Raw genomic sequence first — 14,489 nt, 5'->3', positions numbered from 1 at the left:
CCCATTCACCATCGGTGAGTTGCGCACGCGTCACAGAACAGTCTTATCGGATTGGCGCCCAGCCCGGCTTGATCACAACTGAAGACAGTCCCTAGCCGTCGGGCCGCCCTGGTATCGAAGACCGTCGACGGGCTGGACTGGGTCCTCGGCGCACTCGTCTTCATGCCGCTCATCTTTACCTGGTCCGGTCTCGCGATGGCGACCAGCGCCTATGGCGATCTCACGACCGCGGACTCGAAGGCGGCCAGGCGCCCCTTCCTCCAGTTGTGGCAGACCGGCTTCGAGGGGCACCTCAGCGGTTGGTTCGAGTTCGGCCACGTCGCCGAGGTCGGCAGTGTCGCTCTTCTTGCCCTACTCGCGCTAACGCTGCTCCACGGCAATCGTCGTGCCGCCGCGGACCGGGCAGAGCAGAGGGCGGAGCAGGAGACCCGTGCCGCGATGGCCCGCCTGGTGCCTGTACTGACCGAAGCCCAGCTGATCCTCAATGCGCACCGCTTTGCTTCGCCGGGAAGGTTCGCGGAGGAGCTCAACAAGGCCGGCGGGAAGATCCAGCGCATGCACTCCAAGGCGCTCGCCGCACAGAAGCATCTCGTCAACGCCGCCGAGGTGGTCCGTGAGGCGTTGGAAAAGGCGGAAGAACGCCTCGCGGAAGCCGACGATTCGGTTCGCCCCCTCGAGACGGCGGTGGCGCGGATGGCTGACACCGTCCGGGACAGCGGCACCGCGATCCGTACGGCCGTACGCGACTTGGACCAGCCGCTCACGCAGGTCGGCGACGAGCTCCGGCATGCCGTCAACGGCCACCGCGAGGCCCTCGATCGTAGCCGCGACAGCCTGATCACCGCCACAAACGATCTTCGGAACCTCCTCTCCCGCACCACGGACAGGCTGGAGGCCACTGTCTCCGGCAACGGTGACGACGTCCGTACCGCGCTCACGGACGCGGCTCAGCGCGTCGAGGACTCCGTTACGCTGCTGGCCGCCACGCAGCGCTCTTTCACCACCAGCGTCGAAGTAGTCGGCGACCTGCACAGCCAGCTCATCGACGGCCTCAAGGCCATGGCCGAACACACCGAGCAGGCGGCTGGGGACTCCCGGCAGGCCGTCTCCGGCATCGCCGACCGCACGAAGGCGCTCGACGAGGCCGCGAAGCGGTTCACTGCCCTGATCGACGTCGTGGAGCGTGCCGCCAAGGACGGCGACGCGGCGCGTGCGGCCGCCGAAATCGAGCGCCGCATGGCGGAGGACGCCAGGAAACAGGCGCAGGAAGCGCTCGCGAGGGCCGAGGAGATCTTGCGCCAGGCCTCAGCGTCGACACCGCCGGTGCCTCCTGCGTCGTCCATGTCGCCGGGTAACCCGTTCCTCGCGCAGCCGCAGCAGCGTGAGCGCTCGGATGCCAGGCCGCATTCCTCCTCCGACGCCGCCTATCCCCAGCGGCCGCCGGTAAGCCTGGATAAGGCCTCATGACCGCCTCGTCCGGGTCCGCGAGCGAGAGGCGCCGGTTGAGTCGGTTCAACCCGCTGCACCTCGCCGGCTGGCTCTTCGCCGACATGCTCCTCGTCCTGGCCCTGGTCGCCCTGGGGGACCGGGCCGATCCGCTCGCAGCCCAGTCGGCGGCGAAGCCGAAGCCGTTGCCGTCCACCTCGGCGTCTGTGTCCCCTTCGCCGTCACCGGCGCCCACCGGGCCCCGGTCGCTTGAGCTGAAGCCGGTAAAGATCCGGGTGCAGGCGGCCGCAGGCGACCGGTCTGCCATGGTCGCGCAGGTGCGTGCGGCCACTGAGCGGTACGGGGACCGCCAGGCCGCTCTGGTCCTCACCTTCGGCGAGTCTCCGGAGACCAGTCAGGGTCAGGCGTACGCCGATGAGATCAACAAGGCGCTGAAGAAGGCCCGTCCAGACATGTTCGGCGAGTCCGTGGAGCGCCCGTTCTGGCAGGGCAGCCCGACCTCCGGCAGCGCCGCGCTCGAAATCTACTTCTACACCCGCTGACGGCCAGGCCGTCGTCCCCCACGTTCCATCGATTCAGGAGCAAGCAATGCAGCTTCTTCCCTTCTACCTGGTCTGCGACGAGTCCGCCTCCATGGCCGCCGGCGGCGTGGACGCCATCAACGACGCCCTGCCGGATCTGCACGACGAGATCAGCTCCAACCCGGCCGTCGCCGACAAGGCCCGATTCGCGATGATCGGCTTCTCCACCAGCGCCACCCTGCTCCAGCCGCTGGTCGACCTCAGCGAGATCGACTCTCTGCCGTCGCTGTCGGCGGGTGGCGTGACGTCGTTTGCCTCGGCGTTTCAGCTGCTTAAGGACACCATCCAGAAAGATATCGACCGGCTGAAGGGCGAGGGCCACTCCGTCTTCCGCCCGGTCGTCTTCTTCCTGTCCGACGGTGCTCCGACTGACATGCCAGACACCCTCTGGCGCGATGCACTCAAGGAACTCAAGGAGTTCTCCTACGCCCCGAAGATCATCGCCTTCGGCATCGGCACGGCCGATCCGATGACGATCGCTGAGGTCGCCAACTTCAAGGCGTTCATCCAGAAGAGCGACAATGTCACTCCCGCTGTCGCCCTTCGCGAGTTCGCGTCGAGCTTGACAAACTCGATCGTCAACTCGACCACCAGCATCTCGTCTAAAGGGGGCGAAGGCTTCGACCTTAAGGTCGACGACCACGTGGACGGGTACACCAGCCTCTCCCTGGACAAGATGTGAGCGCGCCGATGAATCATGACGACCCGCGCGTGCCAATCAGCGCGGACGAGCAGATGGACCAGGCCGTAGCGCTGGTCAGTATGGGGTTGCCTGCGCCCTTTTCCGCTCCTCTTCCGGCCGAGGCGGTCGCGGCCTCGGCGTCCCCGCTGCCCCAGGCGCTGCCGACGCCCCACGTCTCTCAGAAACCGCAGGTCGAGCTGGATACTTCAGGTCCCCACGAGACCTCGCAAACTCAGGTCCAGCCGCAGCCGCAACTGACCCCGGATCCCGCCCCGGTACCGGCCCCGCAGCCGGCCCCCAATCCGTCGGCGGTGAACCCCGGCTGCGCGTGCGGCGGCACTGCGCGCACGTTTCCCGAGCACATCGGCAGGCGTCCCCCCGCCTATCCGCTGTTCCCGAAGAACAAGCCGGCCGTCGGTGAGGACGATTTCGCTGCCTTCACCCCGGATACCATCGTCGATGGTCTCACCCTGCCCGGACTGGCCGTGCTGGGCGCGTCCATGCGGGGCGACTCCCATCGGTGGGAGGGGACCTGCCGCCAGGACGCGATGGTGTTGGCTCGGATTGGCGAGGGCAACGAACAGTTGCTGGTGCTCGCGGTGGCGGATGGTGTTGGTTCGTCGAAGCGGTCCCACGTCGCTTCGCAGGAATTGGCTCACGCCGTGATCAAGGCTTTGGACACGAAGGCCCGGGACCTCCACAACCTGCTGGCGGCCCAGGACCATCAGATGCTCATCGCTGCCGTCAACAGCGCCATCGGCGAGGCCGTGCCCGACTGCCTTAAGAAGTGGGCGGCGAAGACCGCGGGGTTCGACGAGCGGGACTACGCCACTACTCTGCACCTCCTTCTGGTGCCCACGGACACCAAGATCCGGGACAGGGTATGGGTCAGCATTGGTGACGGCGGTTTGCTACGTCTCGTCGATGGCGAGTGGCACGGGTTGGAAGGCCAGGACGGTGGAATCGCCAGCACGAGGACGACCGCCTTGCCTTCAACCCGTTATGCCGCGGTCGCCCTGCTTCGATCCGAACCGGGCGAACTGCTGCTCCTCGGAACCGACGGAATCACCAATCCGATCAACCAGGAACCCGAGTTCCGTGCGCGTCTGGCCGCCTACTGGGGTATCGGCGAGGTCCCGACCATGTCTGAATTCCTCAGGCAGGCGCAGCTCCGCGCCAAGACGTACGACGACGACCGCACGGTCATCTGTGTGTGGGAGGGGGTGGTGGGCCGATGACGGCCGAGGACGGTCAGGATGTTGCGAAGTCATCGCTCACTCTCGGCGCCAAGATGGGCAGCGGCGGTCAGGGCGTCGTGTACCTAGCCAGCGATGGCCTGCTCTTCAAGGAATACAAGAACCCCGCCACCGTGAACGAGAGCGCCCTGGCGACTCTCCCCGCGCTCCGCCAGGCACTGTCTGACCCGGAGCGCGCCCATCTGGATCGGATCGCTGCTTGGCCGCTGTGCCGTGTGTCGGACGGAGGCCGTTCGGTCGGCTTCCTCATGCGCAATGCACCGGACGCGTACAGATGGCAGACGCCGAACGGCAAGACCAAGCTCCTACAGCTGCAGCACGTGCTCTACCCGGAGAGGCCCGCGACGAAGAACGTTCGCCGCCCGTCTCCGGAGCAGCGGCGCGCACTGGCCATGGCCTGTGCAAAGGCCGTCGACTGGTTCCACAGCACCAGCATGGTCATCGGGGACATCTCCCACGCCAACATCCTGTGGTCTCTGCAGCCGGAGCCGATGGTTCACTTCATCGATTGCGACGGCTTCCGTCGTGTTGGAGGAGTGTCGGTGCAGATCCAGGCTGACACCCCGGAGTGGGGCGACCCGCACACCCCGTCAGCGCGGGCGAGCGTCGACAGTGACGCTTTCAAGACCGCCCTGGCTGTCGTACGGATCCTCGCCGAGGACCCGTACGTCGTCCCGGGTGACCCGCTCAGATTCGTCGCCGGCTGCCTCAACGACCGCCAAGAGTCGGCCGTCCGCAGCCTTTTCGAGCAGGCGGGCGGCCCGGCTGGCACAAGGCCAAAGCCGAGCGAGTGGTGTAACGCCATGAGCGACCGCGGCACCATCCAGCTCCGCGCGGCGCAGCCCAGACAGCGGCCCGTCGTCGATACATCCGTCCTGGACGGCGTCCGCGATCGCAGGCCGATTCAATTGCGCCGTGGGTAGTGGCCGGGGGCTCAGGCGGGACCTCGACGGGCTGTTCCACGAGTATGGGTCCACGCATAGTCGACAGCTCGTAGCATAAGCATTGCTCTGATGAGAGCGGCGGCGCTGCCATGCGCACCGTCGAGGCTGCGGGGGGCTATGTGAGGACCATGGGAGCACTGCATGGTTGTGCGGAGAAGCACCTGCAGACCTACACAGATCCCCGGGGGCCCAGAGCCTTCCGCACGTATGACTGGCAGGGCGATCCGGACCGATTGAGCCCGTTGGACTGTCTGGCCCCGGCCCTGCTGAGCGTTCGCATGGGCTACAAGCAGGTAGTGCCGTTGTTCCACCCTGATGGCCCGGGAGCTGAAGTCCTGCAAGCCATGGAAGCGGTGCTTGCGAACAAGGGGTGTGCGACAGCTGACTTCTTGGACGTGACGCTGGATCCGTCGACGGGACCCTGGTCTCTGGTTGATCGAGCACTAGTGGCCACAGGTGAAGCCGGCGGTAAGGGGCTCTCCAGCTTCAAGGCCGTTGCCGTCACCAAGATCCTCCACCGCAAGCGGCCTAACCTGGTGCCGATTTTCGACAGCAGCATCTACCGGTTCTACCTCGGCCAAAAGCCAGTTCCCGGTGCCTATAAGGACACCCCCCGGCGCTTGTGGCCGCTCCTGCAAGCAGACCTACGCCGTCACCGGGGTTGGATCCAAGACCTCATCGTCCCCATTCGTACGCCTGACGAGAGGCCTCTCAGCCTTCTCCGAGCGGCAGACATCATAATTTGGGAACACACGGCCAGCGGATGCGCCGCGTGACGGTGCCTGCTGACACTTGAGGGGCATGTTCGCCGTTGCGTGAGCACGCCGGACCACTGTCTTCTACCCTGCTGATCGTGTCGTTACCTGGATGCAGGTGCCTGTGATGCAGCAGATGTGGGGTAGTGAGCGTCGCCGAACGGCGATCGGGCGGATGGCGTTGTCAGTGCCCGCGCGTCAGGCGCTGGCGGACCGCCAGTTGCTACCTGAGCGGACGATCCTCGACTACGGCTGTGGCCGTGGTGACGATGTTAGGGCTTTGGAGCAGTTGGACTGCCAGGTGGCTGGGTGGGATCCGTATTACCGCTCCGATACCCAGCTGGTCGCCAGCGACGTCGTGTTGCTGACCTACGTGTTGAACGTGATCGAGGATCCGGTCGAGCGTCGGCAGACCTTAAAGCAGGCGTGGGAGCTGACCTCGACGCTGCTGGTTGTCTCAGCCCGGCTGACCTGGGAGAAGTCAAAGGTCCAAGGTCAGCAGTTCGGGGACGGTCTGCTGACGAGTCGGCAGACGTTTCAGCATCTATACGCCGCGAGTGAGCTTCGGGAGTACGTGGAGCAGGTGACCGGCGCGCGGGTGGTGGCGGCCGCGCCCGGAGTCGTCTACGCGTTCCGGGACGAGGGCGCCCGTCTGAGCTATCTGGCGCAGCGTGTGATCCCGGATGCCGAGTGGCTTGCTTCCGAGGACACTGCCTCAGCGGTGAGTGCGGTGGTGGACTTTTTCGAGCGCAGGGGGCGTCCGCCGCGGATTGAGGAGATGCCGCGGACCGTTGCGGAGCTCTTGGCTCATCTGCGGCCTGGCGACGTCAAGCGCCTGGTGCGGGATGGTGCCGATCCTGAGCGGGCCTCTGCGGGGGCTAAGCGATCGACGTTGAACACGTTGCTCTACTTGGCGGTGGAGCTGTTCAACGGTCGCGGGCCGTTCGGGAGTCTGCCAGTGGGCTTGCAACAGGACGTGCGCACGTTCTTCAGTTCCTACAAGGAGGCTTGTCAGCGGGCTGACCGACTGTTGTTGAAGCTCCGCGACGACGGCTATGTGCGCAGTGCCATGAACGCCTCCGTTGCCGGCAAGGTGACACCGACGGCGCTGTACGTGCATCGACGCGCGCTGGAGCGGATCCCGACGGTATTGCGCTTGTACGAGCACTGCGCGTCGATTGCTGCCGGTCGCCCGGAGCAGTGGACCGTGGCCAAGCTCAGGCACCAAGGGCGAGCGGTGTCGTGGCTGGACTACCCGGACTTTGACAAAGATCCGCATCCGCGGATCCGGTCCTCCTACATGGTGGACCTGCAGACGCTTGAGGCGTCCCATCTCTCATACGAGAGCTCGGCCAACCGGCCGCTGCTGCACCGCAAGCACGAGTTTCTGGCACCAGATGATGCGGACGTGCAGCGATACCGCCGGTTGACCGAGTCTGAGATGCGGGCGGGGTTGTATGAACGGCCGCACCTGATCGGGACCGAGAACGGCTGGGAGGCCGAGCTCGTCAGGTGCGGCCGGCAGCTGCGCGGGCACCGGCTGGTGCGTCGCTCGGAGGCGTAGGGCTGGTCAACCTTTCTGAGGCTGCATGCTGGCGATGGTCTCGGCGAGCGGGAGGGGATCGAAATCGGCTGCCTGGGAGGGGAACCAGGAAAGACGCAGCCCGTTGGCAGCCACCGCGTCGTCCAGGCCCATCGCCTGAAGGACATGGCTGGGGGTGTAAGAGGCGCTGGTGCAGGCCGAGCCGGTGGCGATGGCGACCTGGTCTTTGAGGCGGACGATAAGTGCTTCGGCATTCAGCTCATCGAAGCTGACGTTGAGGATGTGGGGGACGCTGTGCTCTGGGTCTCCGTTGAGGCGGAAGCGCGTCGCGCTGAGCGCAGCAAGGATCCGTTCGCGCATCGCCTTCGCCTCCCGCTCCCACGTTGCCCGGCTCTCGGTGAAGATCTTCGCGGCCTCGCACAGGCCCATGATCAATGGAACAGCGAGGGTGCCGGGGCGCAGTTTGCGCTCCTGACCACCGCCGAACATGATCGGCTCCAGCGGCACCTTGTCCCATCCCCGCCGGCGGGTGATCAGAGCGCCGACGCCCTTCGGGGCGCCGATCTTGTGGCCGGAGATGCTGATCAGGTCGATGGGCGCCATCAGGTCGGCGGGGACCTTGCCGTAGCCCTGAGCGGCGTCGACGTGCAGATAGGTGGGCGTGACGCGCAGCTTCTCGGCGAGTTCGGCGACCGGCTGGATGACGCCGGTTTCGTTGTTGACGTGCATCAGCGACACCGCCAGGGTGTCCGGACGCAGCCGCTCCAGCACGGCGTCGGCGGTGATGCGGCCGCTGGGGCCGGGGGAGAGGAAGTCGACCTCGAAGCCGCGGGTGTCGCGTAGGTGCGTCAGCGGCTCCAGTACCGCCTTGTGCTCGATGGCGGAGGTGATGATGTGCTTGCGCCCGGTGAGCTCGCCGTGCGGCGCCAGTCCGAGCAGAGCGATGTTGTTGGACTCCGTCGCCCCGCTGGTGAAGATTACTTCTTCCGTTTTGGCGCCGACGGTGCCGGCGATGAAGGAACGCGCCTGTTGCACTGCCTTCTTGGCGCGTGCACCGTACTCGTGGGTGCGGCTGCCGGCGTTGCCGAAGTCTTCGGTCATCCAGTGCAGGACGACCTCAGCAACCCGCGGGTCCACCCGCGTCGTCGCCGCCACATCCAGATACGCCACCACGGCGCTCACCCGCCTCTTTGCACGCTTCTACAACAGGTCGTACGTCAAGTGATTAACGTACACGCTGGGACTGCAGTGCATGAAGCCGCCACCTCGGCATGTGGACACCGTACTTGCGATGTCTGTTGCTGCCGCTCTGCGAGCTCCAGACGCACCGCCGGGGAGTGGGACGTCATCTTCCGCACCTGGGTACGTCGAGACGAAGGTGACGTACGTTTCTCAGGAGACGTACGGACGCGCTAGAGTGCACGGGTGCAGACTGAAGCGGCGAGTAAGGCTGCGGGGCGGGTCGTCTCGCGAGTGTCGAATGGCTTTGAGTACACCTTCCCTGCGATCCGCGGGGTGCAGGCGGGGCGGGAGTTCTATGCGTCGATGTGCCCGCTGCGGCTCATCCCGAAGATCTTCCTCTTCGACGAAGATGATCTTTCTGCTGACCTGAGAGCTCAGCGCGTCCTGAACAAAGGACGCCTGCCGGCGCTCGCCCGCTACATCCTGGACAACCCCGAGGACTACGTGTTCAGTGCCCTGACCGCTTCCGTGGACGGGGACATGGTGTTCGAAAGCCAGGGCGCAGAAGGTGCCGCGCACCGGACGGGGCAACTACGCATCCCGATGGATGCACGCTTCCTCATCAATGACGGGCAGCACCGCCGCGCCGCCATCGAGCTTGCGTTGAAGGAGAACCCCGACCTGGGGGACGAGACCATCGCCGTGGTCTTCTTCCACGACACTGGGCTCGCCCGCTCTCAGCAGATGTTCGCCGACCTCAATCGGCACGCAGTCCGCCCGGCGCGCTCCATCGGTGTCCTCTACGACCACCGGGACGTCAACGCGCAGATCACCCGGACCCTCACCGAACGCTCGGGCATCTTCAAGGGCTTTGTAGAGATGGAAAAGAGCACCTTGTCCGCCCGGTCCCGCAAGCTGTTCACCCTGAGCGCCTTGTACTTCGGCAACCAGTCCCTGCTCCAGGGCCTCGAGTTGAAGCAGGAGGAGGCCAGCCGGCTGGTGCAGTCGTTCTGGGAGGCCATGGATGCGGCGCTACCCGAGTGGGCGATGGTGCGCGATAAGCAGCTGTCCGCTCAGGAAATGCGCCGGGACTTCATTCACAGCCACGGAATCGCCCTGCATGCCCTCGGTCGTATCGGCAACTCCCTCCTGCGGGAGTCCACTAAGACAACCGCGTGGAAGAAGCGTTTGGCTCCCCTGAAGCACGTGGACTGGAGCCGAACCAACGCAGACTGGGAGGGGCGCGCCATCGTCGGCGGTCGCGTCTCCAAAAGCCACCAAAACGTGACACTTACCGTTAACTACCTGCGCAAGCATCTGGGTCTGGAGCTGAGCCCAGAAGAGCAGCGTGTGGAAGACGCATACCTGCGAGGCGAGGCATGACCACCATCCCCCTCAACCTCGGGATCACCCCCGTACGCCGCAAGCCCTTCAACGGCCGCTCGCTGGACGAGGTCGTCACCGAGCTCACCGAGGAGATCCGCGAGCTCTACACCGCCGACCAGGTGCCCTGGGTCATCGGCTACAGCGGGGGTAAGGACTCCACCGCCGTCCTGCAGCTGGTGTGGATGGCCCTCGCAGACCTGCCCGCCGAGCAGCGCACCAAGACCGTGCACGTTATCTCCACCGACACCCTCGTGGAGAACCCGGTCGTCGCCGCCTGGGTCTCGGCTTCTCTGGGCACCATGCAGGACGCGGCGCAGACGCAGAGCCTGCCGATCGAGCCGCACCGCCTTACGCCGGAGATAAAGGACACCTTCTGGGTGAACCTGATCGGCCGCGGCTATCCCGCCCCGCGCCCCAAGTTCCGCTGGTGCACCGAGCGACTGAAGATCAAGCCGTCGAACAGCTTCATCCGCAGCGTGGTCGCTGCCCACGGCGAAGCGATCATGGTGCTGGGCATTCGCAAGGCAGAAAGCCAAGCCCGCGCACGCGCCATGGAAAAGCACGAGAAGCGACGCGTACGCGACCGTCTCTCACCCAACGCCAACCTGCCCAACTCCCTCGTCTACAGCCCCGTTGAGGACTGGACCAATGACGATGTATGGGAGTTCCTGATGCAGAAGCCGAACCCCTGGGGCTACAACAATCAGGACCTGCTCACCATGTACCAGGGCGCCTCCGGGGACGGCGAATGCCCCCTCGTGGTCGACTCCACCACTCCCTCCTGCGGCTCCAGCCGCTTCGGCTGCTGGACCTGCACCCTCGTCGAGCAGGACAAGTCCATGTCCGCCATGATCCAGAACGACGAGGAGAAGGAGTGGATGCTCCCGCTGCTGGATCTGCGCAACAAGCTTGATGCCCCCTTCGGCCATTACCAGGAGGGCGACCCCGACCTCCCGCCTGGCCGCAAGGCACCCTTCCCGCGCCCAGACAAGCCGGCCCGTGACTTCCGTCGGATGAACGGCAAGGTGATGCTGTTCAACGACGGCGCCATCCACGGCCCCTATCTGCAGTCCTACCGCGAAGACTGGCTCAAGGAGCTGCTCCAGGCGCAAACGTGGATCTGTGCCCACGCCCCCGAGCACGTGCAGAACATCGAACTCATCACGCTCGACGAACTCCATGAGATCCGCCGGATTTGGGTGTTCGACAAGCATGAGGTCGAGGACAGCTTGCCGCGGATCTACGAGGAAGCCACCGGCGAGCCGTTCCCGGGTGGACCGTTGGATGAGCAGATTGTCATGGGCTCCGACGAGATGGACGTGCTCAAGCAAGTCTGCGACGGAGACGACCTGCACTACAACATGGTCCGCGAACTCCTCGCCGTCGAGCGGAAGTACCGCACCATGGCCCGCCGCTCCGGCCTTTTCCAGGCCCTCGAGCAAGCTGTGCAAAAGGGCTACTACGACAACCACGAAGACGCCGTGGAATTCGCTACGCGCAAGAAAAAGTGGCGTGACGACATCGCCGAGAACCTGACCTTCGACGACGAAAACGAACTCGATGCTCCTGCGTAAGATCACCCTCGAAGAATTCGGGGCCTACCGCGGCAAGCAGTCTCTCGACCTCACCCCCAAAAAGAACAAGCCGATCATCCTGATCGGCGGGCTGAACGGGTGCGGCAAGACGACCCTGCTCGACGCCATCCAACTGGCGCTTTATGGCAACCGTGCACGCTGCAGTGGGCGCGGAACCAAGGCGTACGAGACGTACCTGCGGGAGAGCATCAACCGCAAGGCTGACCCCAGCCGCGGCTCTGCCATCACCCTCGAGTTCACTGTCATGACCGGTGGGCAAGAGCACTATTACCGTGTCGTCCGCAGCTGGCACATCAGCGGCAAAACGCTCAAAGAGTTCCTCAACGTCTACGTCGACGAGACCTACGGCGAGCGGGTGAAGACTCAGCGCAACGCGGCGCCGGAAGGGAAGTTCAACCGGCTGCTCAGCGAGGGCTGGGCCGACCATGTCGAGTCACTGCTGCCGCTGGAAATCGCCTCCCTCGCCTTCTTCGACGGCGAGAAGATCGAGTCGCTGGCCAACCCCGAACGGGCGGCGTCCGTCATCGAGTCGGCCGTGCACTCTCTGCTGGGCGTCAGCACCGTCCAGCAGCTGCGCAACGATCTTCTGGTCCTGCAGCGACGCCAGAAACTTTCCGACGAAGAACAGCACCTCCTGGACAACATTCGCACGCAGGAAACCGAACGCGATGCGGTGCTGTCCCAATACGACATCGCTCACCAAGAGCTCGCCCAGTCCCGCAGTGAGCTCAGCAAGGCGCTACGCAAGCTGGAGAGCCTGGAGAAGGCGTTCGCCAACGAGGGCGGGGAGCTGTTCACACGGCGCGTCGAGCTGGAGAACGACAAGAAGCAGGCCCTTGCCCAGCTGGCCCAAGTGCGTGCGGAGCTCACGCAGCTCGCTGCTGGACCGCTACCACTGCTGCTGGTCAAGCCTCTCCTGGACGACGTGCGCCAGCAAGCCATGAGCGAGCAGGAAGCCCAACAGTCAGCTCAGGTCCTCGATGTCCTGGAGGAACGGGACCGGTGGCTGCTGGAGTTGATGCCCGACACCGTCCGCGCCGAGGTCATCAAGAGTCTGGACGACGACCGCGCCGAGCGCGCCGCCAAGACGCGGCTGCCGGTGGATCTGCGCCTGCCACAAGATGCGCTGGCTCAGCTCACCGTCCTCGACGAACTGCTCCAGCGGGATACCCAGCGCTCCACACAGCTGTTGCACAGCGCCGCTGAACTAGCTGAACAGCTGGATCAGCTGGACCGGCAGCTCGCCGGCGTTCCCGCCCAGGACAAGGTCGAAGCCCTACAAGTGGCCCGCGACGAGCAGATCGTGGAGGTTGCCCGTTGTGAGGCCGCCTGCGACCGCGCCGCGGCCAAGCTGGATGACCTCAAGCGGCGTCGTGAGCACGTGACCACCCTGCTGGAGCGCGCCCATAAGGAGTTCGTCCGCACCAAGGTCAAGGCGGAAGAAGTCGAGCGGATCATCAAGTACTCGGAGAAGGCTCGCGACACCCTCGAACGCTTCGGTTCCGCGCTCCTTGGACGGCACATCAGCCGGCTTGAAGTGGCTGTCCTGCAAAGCTTCAGGGCCCTCATGCGCAAGCAATCTCTGGTGCATGATCTGCGTATCGACACCGACAAGTTCACGCTCACACTCGCTGACGCTGAGGGCGAGGCCATCGACCCTGCACGCCTCAGTGCGGGAGAGCGCCAGCTTCTGGCCGTCTCGCTTCTGTGGGGCCTGATGCGGGTTGCCGGCAACAGGCTGCCCAGCGTGATCGACACCCCCCTGGGACGTCTTGATAGCCGTCACCGTGAGCACCTCGTCGACCGCTACTTCCCCAACGCCAGTGACCAGGTCCTCCTGCTCTCCACCGATGAGGAGATCGACGAGTACCTGCTAGGCCGTTTGAAGAAGTCCGTCGCCCACACCTACACACTCGTCCACGACGATACTGAGTTCACCACCAGCGTTGTCGAGGGCTACTGGTGGAACGCAGGAGTGCAGCATGTCGGTTGACAACGTCCGCCTGTCCCAGCCTGCCAAGGACCGGTTGATTTATCTCAAGCGCACCACCGGCATCACTCAGTGGAACGTGCTGTGCCGCTGGGCGCTGCTGCTGTCGTTGAAGGATTCCTCCACGCCCTTGGTGAAGGACATCGTCACCGACTCCAACGTTGAGATGAGCTGGAAGACCTTCGCCGGCCAGCACGGTGACCTCTACCTGGCCCTGCTTAAACAGCGCTGCGTCGCCATAGGCGAGGAACCTACCGACGAGAACATCCAGCGCATCCTGACCGTTCACCTGCACCGTGGCATCGGCTACCTCGGTGCTGACAAGCAGATGGCCACGATCGAAGGAATGGTCGGCGCCGTCGTGACGTGACTGTCTGATGCGCCTCTTATCGATCCCCCCATGGAGTCCGTCCTGGGGGGATCGGCGTATCTGCCTTCCCGAGCGGCAGAGTGCTGCCGCTGTAGCGCTACCCCGCCCTGTTGCTCGACGGCCCGTCTCGACAACCGGGGTCCAGGCGGTGGGCTGGCGCTTCCTGCCTCGTGCCCAAAACTTGGCTACTCCTCCTGATATACGGCTTTCTCCCCGCAGGATCCGCAGATCATGCCGTTGCTCAGGTGTAACGCTCCTGGAACTGTGCCTGGCGCAGGCGACCTCCATGTGGTCATATTGTGAATGGTGTAATGCTCAAGCACTTCGAGGTGGGGGTGAGGTGTTGCCGTCTCCGTCGGGGTACGGCAGGTACGCGGGTCGCGCCGGGATTCGAAGGCAAGTCTGTCGAGGTCTGGGTGGAGCGGTTGGGCCTCTGTGTGTACGGCAGTTGACGGCCGCCGTTCCCGCAGGTGCCAGGCCCTTAGGTGAGGTGGAACGTTGCTGGCGTCGCCCGTGCGGCGCTGGAGGCGGCCCGGGGCGCCTAGGCGAGGCGGGCTAGATCACGAACCGGTATCCATGGGCAACCTTGCAGGAACCCTGTGTGTCAGTGTGATCGCCTACGCTAATTTTTCACAAACGGCTGATGGTGCAACCTGCGGGGGCGCTGTCGCGTCCGGGGGAGAGGGTTAAGGATCAGTGCAGGTATACGCCAAGGTCCCTAGTGGTGCTCCGCTGCGGTACGGCATCCATGCGCAGACG

General features: G+C 64.9%; 12 protein-coding genes. 11 read left to right on the top strand and 1 reads right to left on the bottom strand.

Annotated elements, in window-relative coordinates:
* The first annotated feature begins 162 nt into the window (after nucleotides 1-162).
* The 7 genes from AC07CM_RS32565 (at nucleotide 163) to AC07CM_RS32535 (ending at nucleotide 7,228) form a co-directional block, all read left to right on the top strand.
* Entirely contained in the window at nucleotides 163-1,467 is a 1,305-nt protein-coding gene (locus AC07CM_RS32565) for a hypothetical protein (protein ID WP_478880053.1), read from the top strand.
* The gene (locus tag AC07CM_RS32560; protein ID WP_478880052.1) at nucleotides 1,464-1,988 is read left to right on the top strand and encodes a hypothetical protein; all 525 of its coding nucleotides are present in this window, start codon (nucleotides 1,464-1,466) and stop codon (nucleotides 1,986-1,988) included. The genes AC07CM_RS32565 and AC07CM_RS32560 overlap by 4 nt, the downstream gene beginning before the upstream one ends.
* A gap of 46 nt (nucleotides 1,989-2,034) precedes the next feature.
* A complete protein-coding gene (locus AC07CM_RS32555; protein WP_392265504.1) occupies nucleotides 2,035-2,709 on the top strand; it encodes a vWA domain-containing protein in 675 nt (224 codons plus the stop codon).
* Nucleotides 2,710-2,717: 8 nt separating this feature from the next.
* Complete coding sequence (locus AC07CM_RS32550) at nucleotides 2,718-3,947, top strand: PP2C family serine/threonine-protein phosphatase (protein ID WP_478880051.1); 1,230 nt, start codon at nucleotides 2,718-2,720, stop codon at nucleotides 3,945-3,947.
* On the top strand, nucleotides 3,944-4,888 hold the full coding sequence (locus tag AC07CM_RS32545; RefSeq protein WP_478880050.1) for a hypothetical protein: 945 nt from the start codon (nucleotides 3,944-3,946) through the stop codon (nucleotides 4,886-4,888). The genes AC07CM_RS32550 and AC07CM_RS32545 overlap by 4 nt, the downstream gene beginning before the upstream one ends.
* A gap of 110 nt (nucleotides 4,889-4,998) precedes the next feature.
* A complete protein-coding gene (locus tag AC07CM_RS32540) occupies nucleotides 4,999-5,685 on the top strand; it encodes a DUF6308 family protein (protein WP_478880049.1) in 687 nt (228 codons plus the stop codon).
* Nucleotides 5,686-5,791: 106 nt separating this feature from the next.
* On the top strand, nucleotides 5,792-7,228 hold the full coding sequence (locus AC07CM_RS32535) for a DNA phosphorothioation-associated putative methyltransferase (protein ID WP_478880048.1): 1,437 nt from the start codon (nucleotides 5,792-5,794) through the stop codon (nucleotides 7,226-7,228).
* Between the two features lie 6 nt (nucleotides 7,229-7,234).
* Here the strand turns inward: AC07CM_RS32535 and dndA are convergent, their stop codons facing one another.
* The gene (dndA, locus tag AC07CM_RS32530; RefSeq protein ID WP_478880047.1) at nucleotides 7,235-8,389 is read right to left on the bottom strand and encodes a cysteine desulfurase DndA; all 1,155 of its coding nucleotides are present in this window, start codon (nucleotides 8,387-8,389) and stop codon (nucleotides 7,235-7,237) included.
* A 243-nt stretch (nucleotides 8,390-8,632) separates the two neighbouring features.
* Here dndA and dndB point away from each other — a divergent pair, with 243 nt between their 5' ends.
* The 4 genes from dndB to dndE are packed head-to-tail and all read left to right on the top strand — an operon-like array spanning nucleotide 8,633 to nucleotide 13,730.
* Nucleotides 8,633-9,772, top strand: a complete 1,140-nt coding sequence (gene dndB / locus AC07CM_RS32525) for a DNA sulfur modification protein DndB (protein ID WP_478880046.1) — start codon at nucleotides 8,633-8,635, stop codon at nucleotides 9,770-9,772.
* Nucleotides 9,769-11,349: a DNA phosphorothioation system sulfurtransferase DndC gene (gene dndC / locus AC07CM_RS32520; protein ID WP_478880045.1), complete on the top strand. Its 1,581-nt coding sequence runs from the start codon at nucleotides 9,769-9,771 to the stop codon at nucleotides 11,347-11,349. Before dndB ends, dndC begins: the two co-directional genes overlap by 4 nt.
* The gene (dndD, locus tag AC07CM_RS32515; protein ID WP_478880044.1) at nucleotides 11,336-13,363 is read left to right on the top strand and encodes a DNA sulfur modification protein DndD; all 2,028 of its coding nucleotides are present in this window, start codon (nucleotides 11,336-11,338) and stop codon (nucleotides 13,361-13,363) included. Before dndC ends, dndD begins: the two co-directional genes overlap by 14 nt.
* The gene (gene dndE / locus AC07CM_RS32510; protein WP_390051508.1) at nucleotides 13,353-13,730 is read left to right on the top strand and encodes a DNA sulfur modification protein DndE; all 378 of its coding nucleotides are present in this window, start codon (nucleotides 13,353-13,355) and stop codon (nucleotides 13,728-13,730) included. Before dndD ends, dndE begins: the two co-directional genes overlap by 11 nt.
* The last annotated feature ends 759 nt before the right edge of the window (nucleotides 13,731-14,489 follow it).

The organism is Streptomyces sp. NPDC044061 (assembly GCF_056434305.1).
The sequence above is the reverse complement of the archived record's forward strand: the minus strand, read 5'-3'. Positions and strand labels throughout refer to the sequence as shown.

Excerpts from the sequence above, each read along its gene's own strand:
- AC07CM_RS32555 (WP_392265504.1), top strand. The coding sequence starts at position 2,035 with ATGCAGCTTCTTCCCTTCTACCTGGTCTGCGACGAGTCCGCCTCCATG.
- dndD (WP_478880044.1), top strand. The coding sequence starts at position 11,336 with ATGCTCCTGCGTAAGATCACCCTCGAAGAATTCGGGGCCTACCGCGGC.
- AC07CM_RS32535 (WP_478880048.1), top strand. The coding sequence starts at position 5,792 with ATGCAGCAGATGTGGGGTAGTGAGCGTCGCCGAACGGCGATCGGGCGG.
- AC07CM_RS32560 (WP_478880052.1), top strand. The coding sequence starts at position 1,464 with ATGACCGCCTCGTCCGGGTCCGCGAGCGAGAGGCGCCGGTTGAGTCGG.
- AC07CM_RS32540 (WP_478880049.1), top strand. The coding sequence starts at position 4,999 with ATGCGCACCGTCGAGGCTGCGGGGGGCTATGTGAGGACCATGGGAGCA.
- dndE (WP_390051508.1), top strand. The coding sequence starts at position 13,353 with ATGTCGGTTGACAACGTCCGCCTGTCCCAGCCTGCCAAGGACCGGTTG.
- AC07CM_RS32565 (WP_478880053.1), top strand. The coding sequence starts at position 163 with ATGCCGCTCATCTTTACCTGGTCCGGTCTCGCGATGGCGACCAGCGCC.
- AC07CM_RS32550 (WP_478880051.1), top strand. The coding sequence starts at position 2,718 with ATGAATCATGACGACCCGCGCGTGCCAATCAGCGCGGACGAGCAGATG.
- dndC (WP_478880045.1), top strand. The coding sequence starts at position 9,769 with ATGACCACCATCCCCCTCAACCTCGGGATCACCCCCGTACGCCGCAAG.
- AC07CM_RS32545 (WP_478880050.1), top strand. The coding sequence starts at position 3,944 with ATGACGGCCGAGGACGGTCAGGATGTTGCGAAGTCATCGCTCACTCTC.